General features: G+C 64.9%; 17 protein-coding genes and 2 pseudogenes. 7 read left to right on the plus strand and 12 right to left on the minus strand.

What is annotated here, in order from left to right; all coding sequences use genetic code 11:
* Positions 1 to 2: 2 nt before the first annotated feature.
* Positions 3 to 1421 (minus strand): circularly permuted type 2 ATP-grasp protein, encoded by a 1419-nt coding sequence (locus tag QJT82_RS22805; protein WP_028342906.1) that lies wholly within the window; start codon positions 1419 to 1421, stop codon positions 3 to 5.
* Positions 1422 to 1646: 225 nt separating this feature from the next.
* Here QJT82_RS22805 and QJT82_RS22810 point away from each other — a divergent pair, with 225 nt between their 5' ends.
* The 3 genes from QJT82_RS22810 (at position 1647) to QJT82_RS22820 (ending at position 3689) form a co-directional block, all read left to right on the plus strand.
* Complete coding sequence (locus QJT82_RS22810; protein ID WP_028342907.1) at positions 1647 to 2399, plus strand: molybdopterin-binding protein; 753 nt, start codon at positions 1647 to 1649, stop codon at positions 2397 to 2399.
* A 6-nt stretch (positions 2400 to 2405) separates the two neighbouring features.
* Positions 2406 to 2933 carry a xanthine phosphoribosyltransferase gene (gene gpt / locus QJT82_RS22815; RefSeq protein WP_028342908.1) on the plus strand — a complete coding sequence of 176 codons (528 nt, stop codon included), beginning with the start codon at positions 2406 to 2408 and terminating at the stop codon, positions 2931 to 2933.
* Between the two features lie 132 nt (positions 2934 to 3065).
* On the plus strand, positions 3066 to 3689 hold the full coding sequence (locus QJT82_RS22820) for a hypothetical protein (protein ID WP_028342909.1): 624 nt from the start codon (positions 3066 to 3068) through the stop codon (positions 3687 to 3689).
* Positions 3690 to 3705: 16 nt separating this feature from the next.
* Here QJT82_RS22820 and QJT82_RS22825 read toward each other — a convergent pair whose 3' ends face one another.
* Positions 3706 to 4728 (minus strand): methionine synthase, encoded by a 1023-nt coding sequence (locus QJT82_RS22825; protein WP_035632434.1) that lies wholly within the window; start codon positions 4726 to 4728, stop codon positions 3706 to 3708.
* Positions 4729 to 4827: 99 nt separating this feature from the next.
* Between QJT82_RS22825 and QJT82_RS22830 the strand changes: the two genes are divergently transcribed.
* From QJT82_RS22830 to QJT82_RS22845, 4 genes are all read left to right on the plus strand, one after another.
* On the plus strand, positions 4828 to 5532 hold the full coding sequence (locus QJT82_RS22830; protein WP_028342911.1) for a glutathione binding-like protein: 705 nt from the start codon (positions 4828 to 4830) through the stop codon (positions 5530 to 5532).
* 99 nt (positions 5533 to 5631) lie between these two features.
* Positions 5632 to 6243 carry a 2-hydroxychromene-2-carboxylate isomerase gene (locus QJT82_RS22835; protein WP_028342912.1) on the plus strand — a complete coding sequence of 204 codons (612 nt, stop codon included), beginning with the start codon at positions 5632 to 5634 and terminating at the stop codon, positions 6241 to 6243.
* On the plus strand, positions 6243 to 7220 hold the full coding sequence (locus tag QJT82_RS22840) for an NADPH:quinone oxidoreductase family protein (protein ID WP_028342913.1): 978 nt from the start codon (positions 6243 to 6245) through the stop codon (positions 7218 to 7220). Before QJT82_RS22835 ends, QJT82_RS22840 begins: the two co-directional genes overlap by 1 nt.
* Before the next feature lie 171 nt (positions 7221 to 7391).
* Complete coding sequence (locus tag QJT82_RS22845) at positions 7392 to 8318, plus strand: 2-dehydropantoate 2-reductase (protein ID WP_028342914.1); 927 nt, start codon at positions 7392 to 7394, stop codon at positions 8316 to 8318.
* Here the strand turns inward: QJT82_RS22845 and QJT82_RS22850 are convergent.
* The 10 genes and pseudogenes from QJT82_RS22850 to QJT82_RS22895 all read right to left on the minus strand — a co-directional run bounded on the left by QJT82_RS22850 (position 8315) and on the right by QJT82_RS22895 (position 19532).
* Complete coding sequence (locus tag QJT82_RS22850) at positions 8315 to 9001, minus strand: alpha/beta fold hydrolase (protein WP_028342915.1); 687 nt, start codon at positions 8999 to 9001, stop codon at positions 8315 to 8317. The two genes, QJT82_RS22845 and QJT82_RS22850, sit on opposite strands and share 4 nt — an antisense overlap.
* Complete coding sequence (locus QJT82_RS22855) at positions 8998 to 9888, minus strand: crotonase/enoyl-CoA hydratase family protein (protein ID WP_028342916.1); 891 nt, start codon at positions 9886 to 9888, stop codon at positions 8998 to 9000. The genes QJT82_RS22850 and QJT82_RS22855 overlap by 4 nt, the downstream gene beginning before the upstream one ends.
* Before the next feature lie 141 nt (positions 9889 to 10029).
* Positions 10030 to 10182, minus strand: a pseudogene (locus QJT82_RS22860) (amidase); the annotation flags it as partial.
* Positions 10183 to 10309: 127 nt separating this feature from the next.
* Positions 10310 to 11452: pseudogene (locus QJT82_RS22865) on the minus strand (amidase); the annotation flags it as partial.
* Positions 11445 to 12617 (minus strand): M20 aminoacylase family protein, encoded by a 1173-nt coding sequence (locus tag QJT82_RS22870; RefSeq protein WP_028342918.1) that lies wholly within the window; start codon positions 12615 to 12617, stop codon positions 11445 to 11447. The gene QJT82_RS22870 and the pseudogene QJT82_RS22865, both read right to left, overlap by 8 nt.
* A 7-nt stretch (positions 12618 to 12624) precedes the next feature.
* Positions 12625 to 14145, minus strand: coding sequence for a M81 family metallopeptidase (locus tag QJT82_RS22875; RefSeq protein ID WP_028342919.1), 1521 nt, complete (start codon positions 14143 to 14145; stop codon positions 12625 to 12627).
* A gap of 244 nt (positions 14146 to 14389) precedes the next feature.
* A complete protein-coding gene (locus tag QJT82_RS22880) occupies positions 14390 to 16039 on the minus strand; it encodes an ABC transporter ATP-binding protein (RefSeq protein WP_028342920.1) in 1650 nt (549 codons plus the stop codon).
* 141 nt (positions 16040 to 16180) lie between these two features.
* A complete protein-coding gene (locus QJT82_RS22885) occupies positions 16181 to 17068 on the minus strand; it encodes an ABC transporter permease (RefSeq protein WP_028342921.1) in 888 nt (295 codons plus the stop codon).
* Positions 17069 to 17071: 3 nt separating this feature from the next.
* Positions 17072 to 18013 carry an ABC transporter permease gene (locus tag QJT82_RS22890; protein WP_018272343.1) on the minus strand — a complete coding sequence of 314 codons (942 nt, stop codon included), beginning with the start codon at positions 18011 to 18013 and terminating at the stop codon, positions 17072 to 17074.
* A 160-nt stretch (positions 18014 to 18173) separates the two neighbouring features.
* Complete coding sequence (locus tag QJT82_RS22895; protein ID WP_028342922.1) at positions 18174 to 19532, minus strand: D-amino acid dehydrogenase; 1359 nt, start codon at positions 19530 to 19532, stop codon at positions 18174 to 18176.
* Between the last annotated feature and the right edge of the window lie 25 nt (positions 19533 to 19557).

The following is a 19557-nucleotide window of genomic DNA, read 5'->3' on the forward strand; positions in this document are numbered from 1 at the left end:
AACTACTCGCTCAGTATCCAGGTGTCCTTGGTGCCGCCGCCCTGGCTCGAATTGACGACGAGCGAGCCTTCCTTCAGCGCGACGCGGGTCAGCCCGCCGGGCACGATGGTGGTGTGGCTAGAGCCGGTCAGCACGAACGGGCGGAGGTCGACATGGCGCGGCGCAAGCCCCTTGTCGGTGCAGGTCGGGCAGGTCGACAGCGCCAGCGTCGGCTGGGCGATGAAGCCCTCGGGCTCGCGCTTGAGCTTGTCGCGGAACGCCTCGATCGTCGCCTTGGTGGCGGCGGGACCGATCAGCATGCCGTAGCCGCCCGAGCCGTGCACTTCCTTGACGACGAGGTCGGCGAGGTTGTCGAGCACGTAGGACAGGTCCTGCGGTTCGCGGCAGCGCCAGGTCTGCACGTTCTTAAGGATCGGCTCTTCGCTGAGGTAGAACTTCACGATGTCAGGCATGTAGGAATAGATCGCCTTGTCGTCGGCGATGCCGGTGCCAACCGCATTGGCGAGCGTGATGTTGCCGGCGGCGTAGGCCGACATCAGTCCGGGGACGCCGAGCGCGGAATCCGGACGGAAGGTGAGGGGATCGAGGAAATCGTCGTCGACGCGGCGATAGATCACGTCGACCCGCTTCAGGCCCTCGGTGGTGCGCATGAACACCTCGTCGTTCTTGACGATGAGGTCGCGCCCCTCGACCAGCTCGATGCCGAGCTTGTCGGCGAGAAAGGAGTGCTCGTAATAGGCCGAGTTGTAGACACCGGGTGTCATCAGCGCCACCGTCGGCTCGGCGGACGCGCTGTGCGGCGCGACCGAGCGCAGCGCCGACAGCAACTCGTCCGGATAACGCTCCACGGGCGCGACGCGGTGCCGCGCGAACAGGTCCGGAAACAGCCGCATCATGATCTCGCGGTTTTCCAGCATGTAGGACACGCCGGACGGCGTGCGCGCATTGTCCTCCAGCACGATGAAATTGTCGGGATCGGTGCGGATGATGTCGATGCCGGCGATGTGGACGTAGATGTCGTGCGGCACGTCCTGGCCGTTCATCTCCGGACGGAACACCGGGTTCTGGAAGATCAGGTCCTCGGGGATGACGTTGGCGCGCAGGATGTCGCGCCCGTGATAGATGTCCTTCAAGAACATGTTGAGCGCGAGCACGCGCTGCTTGAGGCCCTTCTCCAGCAGCGTCCACTCGGTCGCCGACATGATGCGGGGGATGACGTCGAAGGGGATCAGCCGCTCCTGGGCCTCGGCATCGCCATAGACCGCGAAGGTGATGCCGATCCGGCGGAACAGCAGCTCCGCTTCCTGGCGTCGATATTCGAGCGCATCCGGCGGCGTCTCTTTGAGCCAGCGGGAGAGCTCCTGGTAGGCCGGGCGGAGATCCTCGCCGAGGCCATTCATCTCATCGAACGCGACTGCCATATAGCCCGACTGCCCTCCCAAGCCATGTGACACAGTGCATGACTTGATGGGATGGTAGCAAGGGGCGGGCCAGCGCGATATGCATTGGCTTGCGGCATTTGCTATGGGTGAGGTGGAAGGCCTGCCCGAAAAACCGGCTGAGGTCTGCTTAATTCGGCGGCAAAACCCCGTGACATCAAGGCATTGGATCGGCAATGTCAGGGGATCAAGTTAGGGAATGAGACCATGAGCGAGATCGTCACGGCGGGGATATTGGTGATCGGCGACGAGATCCTGTCCGGCCGGACCAAGGACAAGAATATCGGCTTCATCGCCGAATACCTGACCAACATCGGCATCGACCTGAAGGAGGTCCGCGTCGTCGCCGATGACGAGGCCGACATCGTCTCCGCCCTTGATGCGCTGCGGCATAGGTACACTTACGTGTTCACCACCGGCGGCATCGGGCCGACCCATGACGACATCACCGCCGACAGCGTGGCGAAGGCGTTCGGGGTCGATATCCACCATCACCCCGAGGTGGTGGCGCGGTTCAGGGAGCGCTGGAGCGAGCAGGACCTCAACGAGGCCCGGCTCCGCATGGCCCGGGTGCCTGACGGCGCCGAACTGATCCAGAGCGCGACCATCCTGGCGCCGGGCTTCAAGCTCGGCAATGTCATCGTGATGGCCGGCATCCCCACCATCATGCAGGCGATGATGGATATCGTGGCGCCGACCCTGAAGTCCGGCGTGCGGATGCTGTCGGACTCGGTTCGCGCCGACGCAAGGGAAGGCGATATCGGCGGCCCACTGCGGGCGATCGCGGAAGCCAATCCCGACACCATCATCGGCAGCTATCCGTTCCAGGACGAGAACCAGAAGCCGAACACCAATCTCGTGGTCCGCTCGCGCGATCCGGAAAAGCTCGCCGCGGCGATGATCGCGGTGAAGGAGATGCTGAAGCAAGTGCAGGCCGCGCAGAAGAAGCCGGCGGGTTGAGACGATATGGTTGAAAGAAATTCCGAACCGAGTGCACAGGATCGGGCCGGCAGGCCGTTTCCGGTCTCGTGGGATCAATTCCACCGGGATTGCCGGGCGCTGACCTGGCGGCTCAACGAGGTCGGCCCGTTCCATGCGGTGATCGCCATCACCCGCGGCGGGCTGGTGCCGGCGGCGATCGTGGCGCGCGAGCTCGGCCTGCGGGTGATCGATACCGTCTGCGTCGCCAGCTACGACCACGACAAGCAGGGCGACCTGAAGGTGCTCAAGGGCATTTCGGAGCAGACCGCCAAGCTCGGCGGCGGCACCGGCAAGGGACTGTTGATCGTCGACGACCTCGTCGATACCGGCAAGACCGGCAGGCTGGTGCGCGAGCTTCTGCCGGACGCGCATTTCGCGACCGTCTATGCCAAGCCGAAGGGCCGGCCGCTGGTCGACACCTACATCACCGAGGTGTCGCAGGACACCTGGATCTTCTTCCCTTGGGATACCGCGCTGTCGTTCCAGCCGCCGCTCCGCGACGGGGCGGCGTGACGTCGTCGTCATTCCGGGGCGCGTCGAAGACGCGAACCTCAGGTGCGCTGTTGCGCACCGGGGAATCTCGAGATTCCGGGTTCGATGCTTTGCATCGCCCCGGAATGACAGCGACGAACGGTCGGATTTGCCATGCCCCTGCAAAACCGCGTCACGCCCACCGGCGACATCGTCGCCTCAGAACATCGCGGCACCTTCACCGGCAATCGCGGCATCATCCACGATCCCGCGACGCGCACGCTTCTGAACAAGCGCTGGTCGAGCCCGGCGTGGCTCACCTGCGTCTGCGAGTTCAGGGGACGGCGGCGCAAGGTGATGAGCCGGCAGAGCTGGACCGAGCTGTTCTTCCTCGATGAGGCCACCGCGTTTGCGGCCGGACACCGGCCCTGCTTCTACTGCCGCCGTGACGATGCCAAGCGGTTTCGCGGCTGCTGGGAGCAGGGCAACGGCGTGAGCGATCTCAGCGCCAAGGCGATGGACGCGGTGCTGCACGCCGAGCGGCTCGACCGCGGCAAGAAGCGGCTGCATCCGCTGCCGATGCGATTGCGCGACTTGCCCGACGGGACGATGGTGCAGGCGAGCGGGGACAGCTACCTCGTCGCCGACGGCGCCGCGTTGCACTGGTCGTTCGCCGGTTACAGCCGGGCCGACGTACCCGAGCCGGCCATGCTGCTGACGCCGCCATCGACGGTGCGCGCCTTCCAGGCCGGCTACCGGCCGGTGCTGCATCCGAGCGCGATAGCCGTTCTGGGTTGATCGGCCGGCGTCATCCTTACGCCAGCCGCTGCCGCGCCAGCTTGGCACCGGCGCCCAGCGCGATCAGCTTGGCTTCCGCGATGTCCCGCCGCATCGGCGCCATGCCGCAATTGGTGGTCGCGATGATGTTGCCCTTCGGCACGTGCTTGGCGACCGCCTCGATCACCTTGACGACGTCCTCAGCGGTCTCGATCTCGTCGCTGGCGACGTCGATCACGCCGGCCTGCACGATCTTGCCGGGGAGCGCCGCCAGCAATTCGATCGGCACCTTCGAGTTGCGGCATTCGATCGCGACCTGCTGGATCGTACTCTTGTCGATGACCGGGAAGGTCTCCTCGTATTGCCGCCACTCGCCGCCAAGCGTCTGCTTCCAGTCGGTGTTGGCCTTGATGCCGTAGCCGTAGCAGATGTGCACGGCGGTGGCGCAGGTCAGGCCTTCGGCGGCGCGCTCCAGGGCCTTGATGCCCCAGTCGCGCACTTGGTCCATGTAGACGTTGAAGGCGGGCTCGTCGAACTGGATCATGTCGACGCCGTCGGCCTGCAACGCCTTCGCCTCCTGATTCAAAAGCTCGGCGAAAGCGAAGGCCATCTTTACGCGGTCGCCGTAATATTTGTCGGCGATGGTATCGATGATCGTCATCGGGCCGGGCAGGGTGAATTTCAGCCGGTTCCTGGTGTGCGCGCGGGCCGCACGGGCCTCGCCCTCGTGGACGCGTCCCTTGAGCTGCAGCGGTGCGACCACCTGCGGCACCATCGCCTTATAGCGGTCCTTGCGGATGCCCATCTCGACCTTGTGCGCGAAGTCGATGCCCTCGATCCGCTCCAGGAAGCCGTGCACGAAATGCTGGCGCGCCTGCTCGCCCTCGGTGACGATGTCGACGCCGGCATCTTCCTGCAGCTTGACCGCGAGCACCGTGGCATCGCGCTTGGCGCGGGCGAGCTCGGCGCCCTCCGACTTCCAGGGTGCCCACAGCATGTTCGGCTCCGCCAGCCATTCCGGCTTCGGCAGCGAGCCTGCGATCGTGGTTGGAAACAGCATGGGTGCCTCCTGTTGGGTTCTGATTGAGCGCCTGTGTGCCATGTCCTAAGGTGGAGGTACAGAACAACAAAAGTCTTTGTGACGGGGAATAGAACGCCGATGATCGACCTGCACTACGCGCCGACGCCGAACGGCTGGAAGATCTCGATCATGCTGGAGGAACTGGGGCTGCCCTATAAGGTGATCCCGGTGAACATCCGCGCCGGCGAGCAGTTTCGACCCGAATTCCTGGCGATCAGCCCGAACAACCGGATCCCCGCCATCGTCGACCATGCGCCCGCCGACGGCGGCGGGCCGTTCCCGGTGTTCGAGACCGGCGCGATCCTGATCTATCTCGCCGACAAGGCCGGCCGTTTCCTGTCGCGGGAGCTGCGTGCGCGGTCGAACGTCATCCAATGGGTGATGTGGCAGATGGGCGGCCTCGGGCCGATGCTCGGCCAGCACGGCCATTTCGCGCTCTATGCGGCCGAGAAGATTCCCTACGCGATCGAGCGCTACCGCGACGAGACGGCGCGGCTCTACGGCGTGCTCGACCGCCAGCTCGGCAACACCGGCGCCTATATCGCCGGCGACGACTATTCGATCGCCGACATCGCCTGCTTTCCCTGGACCATGACCCACAAGGCGCAGGGCTTCACCCTCGACGATTTCCCGAACATCAAGCGCTGGTACGCGACGGTGCGCGCCCGGCCGCAGGTGCAGGCAGGGCTTGCGATCGGAAAATTCGTCAAGGAGCCGTTTGACGAGGAATCACGCAAGAACATGTTCGGCCAGCGTGCGAAGGAATTGGTCGAGAAGAAATGATGCCCGTTATTCCGTGGCGCGACACAGTCGCGAGCTCTGCGCCTTGCGGCGTATCCCGGAATGACGAGAATGAATGCGGAAAAGACAAAGGGAAACGCCATGATCGAATTCTTCTTCGACTGCTCCAGCCCGTGGACCTATCTCGCCTGGCACAACATCCAGCCGATCGCGAAGGAGTTCGACGCGCCGATCACCTGGCGGCCGATCCTGGTCGGCGGCATCTTCAACACCGTCAATCCGTCGGTCTACGCTCAGCGCGAGAAGCCGGTGCCGCTGAAGGCGCGCTACATGAAGAAGGATCTCACCGACTGGGCGCGCTCGGCCGGCCTTGCGATCAAGATGCCGCCGACCGTGTTCCCGGTGAACAGCGTCAAGGCGATGCGCGGCTGCATCCTTCTCGGCAACGAGAAGATGGTGCCGTTCGCCCGCGCGGTGTTCGAGGCCTATTGGGGCGACGACAAGGACATCTCGCAGGATGCGGTGCTGACCGAGATCTGCACCAAGCTCGGGATCGATCCGGCGCAGTTCCTTGCCGGCATCGGCGACCAGGCGATCAAGGATCAGCTCAAGGCCAACACCGAGGAGGTGATGGCGCGTGGCGGCTTCGGCTCGCCGACGATCTATCTCGACAAGACCGACATGTATTTCGGCAACGATCGCTTGCCGCTGATCCGCGAGGCGCTGGCGCGCCTCAAGGCGCGGGCTGCCTGATGCCGAAAGCCGTCGTTTGCCGCGAGCTCGGGCCGCCCGAGCGCCTGCAGCTCGAGAACTTTGCCTCGGTGCCTTTGCAGCCGGGCCAGGTGCGCGTTGCGATCCGCGCCGCCGGGATCAATTTCCCCGACATCCTGATGGCCGCCGGCGAGTACCAGCTCAAGCCGCCGCTGCCGTTCACGCCGGGCTCGGAAGCCGCCGGCGATGTCGTCGAGGTCAATGGCGCATCCGGTGTCGCCGTCGGCGACAAGGTGATCGTCAAGATGCGTTTCGGCGCCTATTGCGACGAGACGGTTGCAACGCCGTCGCAGCTCGTGCCGGTGCCGTCGACTTTCGACTACGCAGAAGGCGCGACCTTCCTGGCCGCGCACGGCACCGCCTATCATGCGCTGATCGATCGCGGGCAGATCAGGCCGGGCGAGGCGCTGCTGGTGCACGGCGCCGGCGGCGGTGTCGGGCTTGCCGCGGTCGAGATCGGCAAGCTGCTCGGCGCCACCGTGATCGCCGCGGCCTCGAGCGAGGAGAAGCTTGCGATCGCCAAGGCGCGCGGCGCGGATCATCTCGTGCTCTATGCGCGCGAGCCGTTCCGCGATGCGGTCAAGCGCCTCACCGACGGTCGCGGCGCCGATGTCGTGTTCGATCCTGTCGGCGGCGAGGTGTTCGAGAACTCGATGCGCTGCATCAACTGGGGCGCGCGGATTCTCGTCGTCGGCTTCACCGGCGGCATCGGTCTTGCCCGCACCAATCTGTTGATGATCAAGGGCGCGAGCGTGCTCGGCGTTCGCGCCGGCGAGGCGGTGCGCAAGGATCCCGCGCTCGGCGAGGTCAGGTTCAAGGCGCTGAGCGAATGGGCCGAGGCCGGCCGGGTGCGGCCGAACATCTCGCACCGGCTGCCGCTGGAAGACTATGCGAAAGCGATGCGGCTGTTGATCGAGCGCAAGGCGATCGGGCGTGTGGCGCTGCTGACGAGGCCGTGAAACCACAGAGCTGTCGGGCAGGCGGCTTGCCAGTGTCCGCCGTGCACCGATAGCGCTCAAATTCTGCAGTGCAGCCAAATGACGCGATGGGCCTGGCGTTCAAGGAATCGAACCCGGGTCCGCCGCGTGATATCCTCTGCCGGCTGAGTGTCGTTGCAGGGGGAGGATGACATGCGTATCGCTGTGATGGCGGCCGGTGCCCTCGGCGGTTATTTCGGAGCACGTATGGCTGCGGCAGGGCACGACGTGTTCTTTATCGCACGCGGCTCCAACCTCGAGGCGATCAGGAAAAACGGTCTCAAGGTCGAGAGTGTGCTTGGCAATCTTCATTTGCCTGAGCCCAACGCGACCGATGACCCTGCCACGGTCGGCCCGGTCGATATCGTTCTGTTCGCGGTCAAGCTTTGGGACAGCGAGACGGCAGCCAGGTCGTCTCTCCCTCTGGTCGGACCCCGCACCCGGGTGATCCCATTGCAAAACGGGGTCGATAGTGCGGAGAGGATCGCCCCGATTCTCGGCGCCGACAACGTGGTCGCCGGAAGTGCCTATATTGCTACGGTGCTGTCCGCGCCTGGCGTCGTCACCCACACGAGCCAGTTCGCGCGCATGGTCTGCGGCCGAACCGACGGCAAGCCCGATGAGGGCCTCAAAGCCTTTGCCGACGCCGCTCAGGCGGCCGGGATCGACATCTCGGTGTCCGACGGGATCGACCGGGAGCGCTGGCAGAAATTCGTATTTCTCGTCGGACTATCAGGCGCGACCGCAACGACTCGCCAGCCGCTGGGGCCGATCCTGGCCGACCCGGATACGCGGGCGTTCTTTTACAGCCTGATGAGCGAGGTGGTAGCGGTCGGTCGTGCCAGGGGCGTTCCGATTCCGGAGAATTTTGCCGAGGACCGAATGAAATTCGCGGAAGCCTCGCCGCCCACCTTCAAGGCTTCCATGCTGCACGATCTCGAACGCGGCAACCGGCTCGAACTCGACTGGCTCGCCGGAAAGGTGGTGGAGTTCGCCCGCCCGCTTGGCATTCCGACGCCGGCCAACAATGCGGTCTATGCCATGCTCAAGCTGCACAGGATGGGTAACGCCGACGCCTAGTCCACCTGACGATTTGTGCTGAATTTGCCTTCCTGCAAGAACGCGATGGTCTGCGCGATCGCATCGGCGTTGCGCACCAGCCAGGGATGCGAGGTGCGGATCACAATGTGATCGGCCATACCCTCGAGCCTGGTGTTGGCGACCGACACCCGGCCGTCATGCGGCCGCGGCAAGCCGATGGAGGTGATCGGATAGACCGAGCGGTTGCCGGCGATGATGCCGGCGGAATAATCGATCGGCGGCAGCAGCGCGCTGGTCGCGGCATCGCGGCGGGTGACGAGCTGCTGGCCGGCCGGGCCGAAATAGGCGCGATAAGCCGCGATGTTCTTCAGGCGGTCGGCGATCTCGCTGCCGCCGTTCGGCGTGCCCAGCATCACGACGCGGCCGAGCCGCGCCGGGCGATGCCTTGCCAGATAGACGCGTGCCAGAAGCCCGCCCATGGAATGGCAGGCGAAATGCACGGAGCCATGGAGGTTGCGCGCGAATTGATCAAGCGAAGGATGGATGTCCTCGGCCAGCGCGTCGAGTGGCTTGCGCCGGCTGTCATAGTCGAGATTGAGGGTGGCAAAGCCGACAGCCCTCAGCGCCAGCTCCATCCTGCGAAACGAGCGCGCCGTCCTGCTGATGCCGTGCAACAGGACGACGCCGTCAAGCGTGGACGCCGCTTGACGCCGTTCGCTCACTTATAGTCGCGCTCTTGCCACCACGGGAAATAGTCGGGCATGTCCGACGACACCTTGTTCTTGAACTGCGCGGGGCGCTTTTCCAGGAACGACACCACGCCTTCCTTGACGTCGTCGGAGCGGCCGCGGGCATAGATGCCGCGGCTGTCGACCTTGTGCGCCTCCATCGGATCGTCGGCTCCCATCATGCGCCACATCATCTGGCGGATCAGCGCCACCGATACCGGCGCGGTCTTGGCCGCGAACTCCTTGGCGAGCGCACGCGCGGTGGGCAACAGATCGTCCGGCGGCACCACCTTGCTGACGAGCCGGCCGGTGAGCGCTTCCTGCGCCGGGAAGACGCGTCCGGAGTAGCACCATTCCAGCGCCTGCGAGATGCCGACGATGCGCGGCAGGAACCAGCTCGATGCGGCTTCCGGCACGATGCCGCGCTGGGAGAACACGAAGCCGAACCGCGCGGCGTCGGAGGCGATGCGGATATCCATCGCAAGCTGCATGGTGACGCCGATGCCGACTGCCGGGCCGTTCACAGCGGCGATCACCGGCTTCAGGCACTTGAAGATCCGCAGCGTCACTTGCCCGCCGCCGTCGCGCACCTGCGGATCGCTGTAGTCGACGCTGCCGTCGGCATTGCGCTTGACCGGACCGCGCCGTGCATCGCGGTCGAACGTGTTGGCACCGGAGGAGAGATCGGCGCCGGCGCAGAAACCGCGGCCCGCACCTGTCACGATGATGGCCCTGACGTCGTCGTCCTTGTCGGCTTTGTCGAACGCGTCGATCAGCTCCTGCTGCATCGTGGCGTTGAAGGCGTTGAGCTTGTCGGGCCGGTTCAGCGTGATGGTCAGGATCTGCTCGGCGACCTCGTACTTGATCGTCTCATACGCCATGGGGATGATTTCCTCTCGGTTTTCTTGAATGAACGGCGCTGGCGCGCGTCTCCATCCAGTTAACCCGGCAATCATCCCTTGTGAAGAAGAGGGATGCGCGGGCCTGGCTCCGCGCATCCCGACTTGCGTTGAGGCGCTGCTTTACTTCTTCGGCGGCGCGGGCCACGGCTTCTGCGGGCCGCGCAGGCCTTCGAACGCCTTGCCCATGCCGAGCACGCCGATGTCGTCGAAGCGGCGACCGATGATCTGGACGCCGATCGGAAAGCCCTTCTTGTCGTAGCCGGCGTTGATCGCGGTCTGCAGTTCGGATTGCGCCAGCAGGAAGTTGCGCTTGGCGTCGATCGCCGCGCGCAGCGAGGCGAAGTCGGAGGCCAAGCGGTCTTAGGAAGACAAATATGTCTGGCAACTCCTTGGCTCACAGAACGACATGGCTACGATCCGACTTCAATTTCGCGGCGGCCGCGCGGATCGCCATCGTCTGGTTGAAGCCGCGCACCACATCGACGCCGGAGAGCTTTGCGCCGGCCTCTGCCCAGTTGAGGATGTAGGGCAGGGTCTTGCCGCGGTTGGCCTGCGACAGTTTCGAAAGCTCATCCCAGGTCCGGGCGCGCCAGAAATTGTCGAGCCCCTCAAGCATCTCGGGCCTCAGGATGCCGTCGATCTCGGTGATGACGGCGCCGGCGGATTCGAACGCCTTCGCCGCCTTGACGACCACCTCGCGAACCTCCTTCTCGACCTTCTGGCCGGAGCCGGCATCGAGCATCAGCCCGATGCGCAGCTTGCGCGGCGACTTCTCCAGCGCCTTCCAGTTCACTTCCAGCGCCGGCAGGCTCATGCCGTCGCGGCGATCGGGACGCGACAGCACGCTCATCATCAGCGCAGCGTCATCGACGGTGCGGGTCATCGGACCGGCGACGCGGCCGACATAGGGCGGGTCGACCGGCACGCGGCCGAGGCTCGGCTTCAATGCGACGAGGCCGCACCAGTTGGCCGGCAGTCGCACCGAGCCGCCGATATCGGTGCCGAGATGCAAGGGACCATAGCCGGCGGCACCTGCCGCGCCCGCGCCGGCGCTCGAGCCGCCGGGGTTCCTGCTGACATCCCAGGGATTGCGGGTCAGGGGATGGAACGACGACAGGCCCGACGACAGCATGCCGTAGTCCGGCATCGTGGTCTTGGAGAAGATCACGCAGCCGGCCTCGCGCAGCCGCGCCGCAGGCGGTGCATCCTTCTCCGCGGGCGCCAGCGTGACGCTCGCCGCGCCCAGCGGCACCGGCTGGCCTTTGGTGGCGACATTGTCCTTGATGGTGGCGGGAACGCCATCGAGCGTGCCGGCCGGCTCGGCTTGCTGCCAGCGCTCGGTCGAGGTCTTGGCGACCTTCCGCGCCCCTTCCGGGTCGTACAGATACAGCGCCTTGATGTGCGGCTCCCAGGTCGCGACCTGGGAGATGATTTCCTCCAGCACCTCGGACGGCGAGAACTGCTTGGCACGATAGCCGGCGAGCAGGTCGACGGCGGAGAGATCGTGCAGCGACGTGATGGCGTCCCCTTTGGGCTTATGCATGCGCACCTGCCGGCATGCGTTTCTCGATGATGCGGGCGAACATGCTGGCGCCGATCGGCAGGATCTTGTCGTCGAGAACGTAACCGGGATTGTGAACGGGCACGGAGCCGTCATGGCCGACCCAGAAATACGCGCCGGGAATGGCCTGCATCATGTCGGCGAAATCCTCGCTGCCCATCTTGGGCGTCGAGCGCGTGATCACCTTGGCGGGGTCGACGACGGTGCGCGCGACTTCCTCGACGACGCGGGACTGCTCTTCCTGATTCACCAGTACGCTGAAGCCGTCGCGGATCTCGACCGAGATTTCGGCGCCATATGCCGCCGCAAAGCCGGCGGCGATTTCGCGCATGCGCTTGCGGATCAGCTCACGGATCTCGTCGGAGAAGCAGCGCACCGTGCCGCACATCCAGGCTTCGCCGGGAATGACGTTGTACGCCGACCCGGAATGGATCTGCGTGATCGACAGCACCGCAGCCTGCAGCGGATCGACGTTGCGGCTGACGATCGACTGCAACGCCTGTCCGAGCGTCATGGCGATCACGACGGCGTCCTTGGAGCGCTCCGGCATCGCGCCATGCGCGCCGTAGCCCTGGATCTTGATGTCGAAGAAGTCGGCTGCCGCCATTGCCGGGCCCGGCAGGATGGCGATCTCGCCATGGTTCAGGTCGGGTGCGTTGTGCAGGCCATAGACCTCGTCGCAGGGGAACTGCTTGAACAGGCCGTCCTTGATCATGGCGCGGGCGCCGCCGAGGCCTTCCTCGGCCGGCTGGAAGATGAAGTGCACGGTGCCGTCGAAATTGCGGGTCTCGGCGAGATAGCGCGCCGAGCCGAGCAGCATCGTGGTGTGGCCGTCATGGCCGCAGCCGTGGAAGCGGCCGGGGATGGTCGAACGCCACTTCAGATTGGTGTTCTCCTCCATCGGCAGCGCGTCCATGTCGGCGCGCAGGCCGATCTTCTTGGAGCCGCTGCCCTTGCCCTTGAGCACACCGACCACGCCGGTGCCGCCGAGGCCGCGATGCACCTCGATGCCCCAACTCGTCAGCTTGTCGGCGACGATGCCTGAGGTGCGGACCTCCTCGAAGCCGATCTCGGGATGCGCATGCAGATCCCGTCTGATGGCGGTGAGTTCGTCGGCAAAACTGTCGATGCGCTCAATGGTCGGCATGATCTCTCTATCCGTTTGTGCGTGATGGGGAGGTGGGTGTGAAAGCAGGGCCGTTCGGCTTGATACGAATGCCGGGACGCAGATGTTTCCACGGCAGCGTGGCGGTATCGGCGGGCATCGCGCCGGGAGCGGCGCAAATCAGCAGTTTCTCGGCGATCGGCTCGAAATCGGCGCGGAAGTGCACCGAGCTCTTGTTGACCAGGATCTTCTGTGCCGTCGGCTCGATGCCGACATACCGGTACATCGCCTGGTCGGCAAGCTGGGCCTTGTAGGAGCCGACCACGACGCGGACGTCGCCGACCCGCAGGCAGGCCGAGGGACCCATATCCATGTCGCGGCCGCCGAAATAGGGACCGGGAGCCACGAATTTGCCATCCGAGAGCTGTTCGACGACAAAAGTCTCCCGGTATGGCGCGTCGCCGGGAATGCCGGACTTGCCGCCGAGCTCGAGCGTGACTGATGCCCCGACACCGGCGGTGTGCGCGGCCTTCGCGGACTGCGGATCATAGATCACGCCGGTTGCGGCACTCGCTCTGTTGCGCACCAGCGCGCGCAGCATGCCTGTGGTGTCGGAATCGCCGCCGGCGCCGGGATTGTCCTGGGTGTCGGCGATGATGATCGGCTTGCTGGACGATTTCGCCAGTTCCATCGCCAGCCGCACGCCGTCGTCGGGCGAATAGATCCGGCCGTCGAAATCATCCTCATGGCTCTCGACCAGGGCGACGACCTTGTCGGCGGCTGCATCCGCTTCGGCCTGGGTCCGGCCATAGGCGAACACGCTCGGTCCGCAATCCCTGAAATCGGCGGCCGGAAAGCCCGGCGCAAACGACAACGTCGGCACGGCGTCGCTCTCGAGCGCGGCGAGCTTTTGATAGATGCCTTTTGTGGGCTGGTCGTTGGTGCATTGCCAGCTGATCGGGATCAGGAACGGCAATTGCCGGAATGCCTTGGCGAAGCGCTGCCTGGACTTGAGCATCAGCGCCAGATGCCGGGCGCAGGCGCGGCCGGTTTCGGCCATGTCGACATGCGGATAGGTACGGTAGGCAATCAGCGCATCGGCATGTTCGATCATCTTCGGTGAGACATTCGCATGCAGATCGAGGCTCGCCACCAGCGGCAGGTCGTTGCCGATCGCCTTGCGCACGCGGGCCAGCGTCTCGCCTTCACCGTCGTCATGATGCTCGGTGACCATGGCGCCGTGCAGGTCGAGATAGACGGCGTCGATCGGTCCGGCCGCGGCGATGCCGTCGACCATTTCGGTCACGATCCGCTCGAACGCATCCTTGCTGACATGGGCCGACGGGCTCGCCGCAGCGAAGATCGTCGGCACCAGCTCCCAGCCATTGGCTTCCGCCGCCTCGACAAACCCGGCAAGGCCGACATTGATCTTGCGCATGACCTTGAGCACGTCTGCGCCACGTGTCATCGACGGCCAGCCGCCGCCATGCACGAAATCGTCATAGGTTGCCTTCGTCGGTGCGAAGGTATTGGTCTCGTGCAGGAAGCCGCCAACGGCAATGCGGGTCATCAAGTTGGTCTCGATACGTTTCTTCGATCATGATGCGATCACAACGACGCGCGTCATGATCTCATCGCGTTGGTTGGAGCGTGATCTCTGGGGAAGACCGGTGTCCACCGTCAGGGCCACGCTCTAGCGCGCGACGTTAAGCGTGTCGTCGCGCCAAGCGCAAGCCGTGGAGCACTTCCGGATTTGCATGCCCTATGGGCGTATTGAGGGCCCAAAGGTACGTCGTGAGGCTAAGGCTAAAGACTTAGGCCGTTGCCACGAGGCCTTCCGAAACCGGGCGGAAATTCGCAAAATCCCAGCCGCGTCCGGGCGCCGCATCGAGCAGCGCGCGGGTATAGGCCTGCTGCGGATTGGTCAGCACCTCAGCGGCCGGTCCCTGTTCCACGACGCGGCCATGCTGCATCACGGCGACGTCGTCGCAGATTTGTGCGGCGACGCGCAAATCATGCGTGATGAACAGCAGCGCGATGCCCAGTCGCCGCTGGATTTCGTCAAGCAGGTCCAGCACCTGCGCCTGCACCGAGACGTCGAGCGCGGACACCGCCTCATCCGCGACGAGCACGTCGGGATCGAGCGCCAGCGCGCGCGCGATCGCGATGCGCTGGCGCTGGCCGCCGGAGAACTGGTGCGGATAGCGCGAGATCGCGTCGGGCGGCAAATGGACGAGCTCGAGCAGCTCGCGCGCCCGCGCCAGCGCATCCTTGCGCGGCATGCCGTAATTGACCGGGCCTTCCGCGATGCTCTCGCCGACGGTGACGCGGGGATTGAGCGAACGGTAGGGATCCTGGAAGATGATCTGGATCTTCTGGCGATGCGGCTGCAGCAGCCGGCGCGACAGGTCGGAGATCTCGCGGCCGGCGAGGCGCACCCCGCCCGAGGTCGGATCGATCAGGCGGACGATGCAGCGCGCGACCGTCGACTTGCCGGAACCGCTTTCGCCGACGATGCCGAGCGTGCGGCCCTTGCGCAAGGTGAGGGTAACGTTACTGGCGGCGGCGACCTCGCGGGCTTTGCCGTACAGCGACCGCTCCCGGTAGACCTTGCTGAGCTCGTTGGCTTCCAGCACCACGGGCTCGGTCGTCTCCGGGCGCGGCGCGCGCGGCACCAGGCTCGGCACCGAGGACAAGAGGTTGCGGGTGTACTCCATCTTCGGATTGCGCAGCACGTCCTGCAACGGGCCGGTTTCGACAAGGCGGCCGTGTCGCATCACCGCGACGCGGTCGGCGATCTCGGCCACCACGCCCATGTCGTGGGTGATGAACAGAACAGCGGTGCCGTGATCGCGTTGCAGATCGCGGATCAAGGTGAGGATCTGCTTCTGCGTGGTGACGTCGAGCGCGGTAGTCGGCTCATCGGCGATCAGGAGTTTCGGCTCCAGAACCAATGCCATCGCGATCATGATGCGCTGGCGCTGACCGCCCGACAGGCGATGCGGGTAGGAGGAGAAGATGCGCTCGACGTCCGGCAGCCGGACATGCTCCATCATCGCCAAAATCTTCTGGCGCCGCGCGCGGGCGTCGAGATCAGTGTGGGCGCGCAGCACCTCGTCGATCTGGCGGCCGACCGGCACGACGGGATTGAGCGCGGTCATCGGCTCCTGGAAGATCATCGCCATCCGCGTGGCGCGGAGCTGGCGCAGCCGCCGGTCGCTGGCGGTGAGCAGTTCCTCGCCGACCAGTTTGACGCTGCCGCCGGACGGCACCAGCGTGCCCTTTTGCAGCAGGCCCATCACGGTGAGCGATGTCACCGACTTGCCCGAGCCGCTTTCGCCGACCAGGCAGAGCGTCTCGCTTTCACGGACCTGTAGCGACAGGTCGTCGATGATGCGATGCGCATCCGCCTTGCGGCCGAGACCGACGACGAGATTGTTGATGTCGAGGACGACGTTGGTCATGTCAGGTTCTCTTGGCGCGGCGACGGAATTTGTCCACTGTCATTCCGGGGCGATGCGAAGCATCGAACCCGGAATCTCGAGATCCCGGGTTCGGTGCTTCGCACCGCCCCGGGATGACGGCTTCAATTGGCATTGAAGCCGTCACTTGCCCTCACGCTGCTTCATGCGGGGATCGAGCGCGTCGCGCGCGGCGTCGCCGATCAGGTTGACGCTGAGAATCGCGATCGAGAGCAGCAGCCCCGGCCAGAAGATCAGCGACGGCTTGACCTGGAAATAGGCGCGGCCCTCGGCCATGATGTTGCCCCAGGTCGGCGTTTCCGGCGAGATGCCGGCGCCGAGGAACGACAGGATCGCCTCGGTCAGGATCGCGGACGCGCAGACATAGGTGCCTTGCACGATCAGCGGCGCGATGGTGTTCGGCATCAGATGCCGCCACATGATCTTCGGCAGGCTGGTGCCGAGCGAGATCGCGGCCTCGACATAAGGCTCCTCGCGTGCGGTCAGCACCACCGAGCGCACCAGCCGCGCCACGCGTGGGATCTCGGGGATGGTGATCGCAACCATCACGGTCCAGATGCTGGCACCCGACAGCGACACCACGGCGATCGCGAGCAGGATGGCGGGGATCGCCATCAAGCCGTCCATCACGCGCATCAGCACCGCATCGACCCAGCGGAAGAAGCCGGCGACGAGGCCGATCAGGAGGCCGATGGCGATCGAGCAGACGGCGGCGCCGAGCCCGATCACCAGCGAGATCCGTGCGCCGTAGATGATGCGCGACAACAGGTCGCGCCCATAGGCGTCGGTGCCGAGCAGATATTGCGCGCTCGACGGCTTCAGCCGCTGCGACGGCGTCAACAGCAGGGGATCGTGCGGCGCAAGGAGCGGCGCGAAGATCGCCATCAGGATGATGAGGGCGAGGCTGATCGTCGCAATCGCGATGATCGGCGTCGACGTCAGGAAGCCGAACTTGACGCGGAACGGCCGGGTGACGGGAATAGAGGATTCGGGAAGGGTTTCGATCGCCATTGCTCAGTACCGGATACGAGGATCGAGCAGGGTGTAGGCGAGGTCGATCAACAGATTGACCGCGACGTAGATACCCGACGTCAACAGGATCATCGCCTGGATCACCGGATAGTCGCGCGCCAGCACCGCATCGACGGTGAGGCGGCCGATGCCGGGCAGGTTGAACACGCTTTCGGTGACGACGACCCCGGAGATCAACAGCGCGAAGCCGGAACCGATCACGGTGATGACCGGCACGGCCGCGTTGCGCAGCGCATGGCGCAGCAGCACGCCGGTCTCGCCGATGCCCTTGGCCCGCGCCGTGCGCACGTAATCCTCGCCGAGCACATCGAGCATCGAGGCCCGCGTCATGCGCGCGATCAGGGCGACGTAGATGAAGGAGAGGGTGCAGGTCGGCAAGATGATGCGCTCAAAGAACGGGCCGAAGCCGGCCGAGATGCTCTTGAAGCCCTGCACTGGAACCCAGCGCAGATCGATCGCAAAGATCTGGATCAGTACATAGCCGATCACGAACACCGGCACCGAGAAGCCGAGCACCGACAGTCCCATCACGAAGCGGTCGATCCAGGTGCCGTGTTTCCACGCCGCGATCACGCCGAGCGGCACCGCGACCAGGATCGAGAGGATGATGGTGGCCAGCGCGACCGAGATCGACGGCTCGAGGCGCGGGCCGATCATCTCGAGGATCGGCTTGTTCGAGATCAGGGAGACGCCGAGGTCGCCGTGCAGCAACTTGGCGACCCAGGTATAGAACTGGATGTAGATCGGCTCGTTCAGACCAAGCGAGGTCCGAATGCGTTCAAGCTGTTCGGGCGTCGCGTTGTCGCCGGCGAGGATGGCGGCCGGGTCGCCCGGCGTCAGCCGCAGCAACAGGAACACGAAAAGAGCCACCACGCCCATCACGGGAATGGCGGCGAGGATGCGGCGAAGCAGATATCCGAGCAAATTTGATCCGTTGGGTTGTGGTCGATGAAGTCCCCAGCGGGACCGTTGCACACCAGACCGTAGCACAGATGGTAGCAGACTCACGGTAGAACTTGAGCAAGTCCCATGCCATCGGTGCTGCGGTTTTTGCGGTGCAGCTAATCAGTCCTGTTGGCCGCGATTATTCCTCCGGTGAAGTTCGAAGCAGTCCACTGGAAGGTGGATTGATTTCAGCTTTGCGCGCGTCGGCGGGCACATCGAGCCCGGCACCGAACGACGGCGCCATCGGCGGCGTGTCGAGGTCGCGCCAATCGTCGATCGCCTGGGCTACCATCTGCGCCGTCGCCGCCGACAGCGTCCAGCCGAGATGACCGTGGCCCGTGTTGTAGAACACGCCCGGAATCCGTCCGGCGCGAACCACCGGCATCATGTTCGGCATCATCGGGCGCAGGCCTGCCCAGGGCATGACTTTCGACGTATCGATCTTTGGGAAATGATGTCGCACCCAGTCCACCAGCGGTTGAATGCGATCGGCGCGAATGTCCCGGTTGAAGCCGTTGAACTCGGCGGTGCCGGCGACGCGGAAACGGTCGGCGCCGAGCCGGCTGGTGACGATCTTCGCAGCTTCATCGAGCAGGCTGACGGTTGGGGCCGCATTCCGGCTTTGCGGCGCATCGAGCTGCACCGTGATCGAATAACCCTTCACCGGATAGACGTTGACGCGGTCGTTGAGCAGGCTGGCGAAGTGGCGGCTCGCCACGCCGGCGCAAATCACGATCCCGTCCGCTTGCAATTGATGCCGCGTCGCGACCGCAGCATCATCTGAAGCAACTTCGTTCCAGCCGATGCGGAAGCCGTCATCGCCGCGTGCGATTGTGTCGACGTCGGCTTCATGGACAAAGCTCGCGCCACGGCGGATGCAGGCGTCGGCAAGCCCACGCGTGAATTTGTGGATATCGCCGGTCGCGTCCGACGGCGTGAAGAAGCCGCCATAGCAGGTTGTCTGCAGCGCGGGTTCGATGACGCGGATTTCGTCCGGGGTCACAGGTCGGCGGTCGAGCCCGCCTTGCTGCAGCAGCGTGTTGACCTTGAGGCCGGCCTCGAAGCCGGCCTTGTCGTGATAGACGTGCAGGATGCCGCGGCGCTCGAGATCGAAGGCGATGTTCTCGCGCTGTGCGATCGAGAACAGGTGCTTGCGCGCTTCGATTGCGAGCCGCGTGGTCTCGATGGTGTTGCTGCGATAGCGGCCGATGTGGCCGACGAACTCGCCGATCCAGGAATATTTGTGCCAGCTCGGCTTCGGGTTCATCAGCAGCGGCGCGTCGCTTCTGAGCATCCAGCGCAGACCCTTGAGGATGGTCGCAGCACTGTTCCAGACTTCGGCGTTGCTGGCGGAAAGCTGTCCGCCATTGGCGAACGAGGTTTCCATCGCGGCGTAGCGATGCCTGTCGAGGACAGTCACCTTGTAGCCGCGTTCAAGCAGGGCATAGGCCGTCGTTACGCCGGTGATGCCGGCGCCGATAATCGCGATATGTGGCATGATGGTCTTCAGGCTCCCGTGGGTT

Origin of the sequence: Bradyrhizobium sp. Mp19, from assembly GCF_029952935.1 — a bacterium.
Classification (GTDB): domain Bacteria; phylum Pseudomonadota; class Alphaproteobacteria; order Rhizobiales; family Xanthobacteraceae; genus Bradyrhizobium; species Bradyrhizobium elkanii.

Bases quoted from the DNA above. Each gene is read 5' to 3' on its own strand.
- QJT82_RS22805 (WP_028342906.1), bottom strand. From the start codon at position 1,421: ATGGCAGTCGCGTTCGATGAGATGAATGGCCTCGGCGAGGATCTCCGC.
- QJT82_RS22810 (WP_028342907.1), top strand. From the start codon at position 1,647: ATGAGCGAGATCGTCACGGCGGGGATATTGGTGATCGGCGACGAGATC.
- gpt (WP_028342908.1), top strand. From the start codon at position 2,406: ATGGTTGAAAGAAATTCCGAACCGAGTGCACAGGATCGGGCCGGCAGG.
- QJT82_RS22820 (WP_028342909.1), top strand. From the start codon at position 3,066: ATGCCCCTGCAAAACCGCGTCACGCCCACCGGCGACATCGTCGCCTCA.
- QJT82_RS22825 (WP_035632434.1), bottom strand. From the start codon at position 4,728: ATGCTGTTTCCAACCACGATCGCAGGCTCGCTGCCGAAGCCGGAATGG.
- QJT82_RS22830 (WP_028342911.1), top strand. From the start codon at position 4,828: ATGATCGACCTGCACTACGCGCCGACGCCGAACGGCTGGAAGATCTCG.
- QJT82_RS22835 (WP_028342912.1), top strand. From the start codon at position 5,632: ATGATCGAATTCTTCTTCGACTGCTCCAGCCCGTGGACCTATCTCGCC.
- QJT82_RS22840 (WP_028342913.1), top strand. From the start codon at position 6,243: ATGCCGAAAGCCGTCGTTTGCCGCGAGCTCGGGCCGCCCGAGCGCCTG.
- QJT82_RS22845 (WP_028342914.1), top strand. From the start codon at position 7,392: ATGCGTATCGCTGTGATGGCGGCCGGTGCCCTCGGCGGTTATTTCGGA.
- QJT82_RS22855 (WP_028342916.1), bottom strand. From the start codon at position 9,888: ATGGCGTATGAGACGATCAAGTACGAGGTCGCCGAGCAGATCCTGACC.
- QJT82_RS22870 (WP_028342918.1), bottom strand. From the start codon at position 12,617: ATGCCGACCATTGAGCGCATCGACAGTTTTGCCGACGAACTCACCGCC.
- QJT82_RS22875 (WP_028342919.1), bottom strand. From the start codon at position 14,145: ATGACCCGCATTGCCGTTGGCGGCTTCCTGCACGAGACCAATACCTTC.
- QJT82_RS22880 (WP_028342920.1), bottom strand. From the start codon at position 16,039: ATGACCAACGTCGTCCTCGACATCAACAATCTCGTCGTCGGTCTCGGC.
- QJT82_RS22885 (WP_028342921.1), bottom strand. From the start codon at position 17,068: ATGGCGATCGAAACCCTTCCCGAATCCTCTATTCCCGTCACCCGGCCG.
- QJT82_RS22895 (WP_028342922.1), bottom strand. From the start codon at position 19,532: ATGCCACATATCGCGATTATCGGCGCCGGCATCACCGGCGTAACGACG.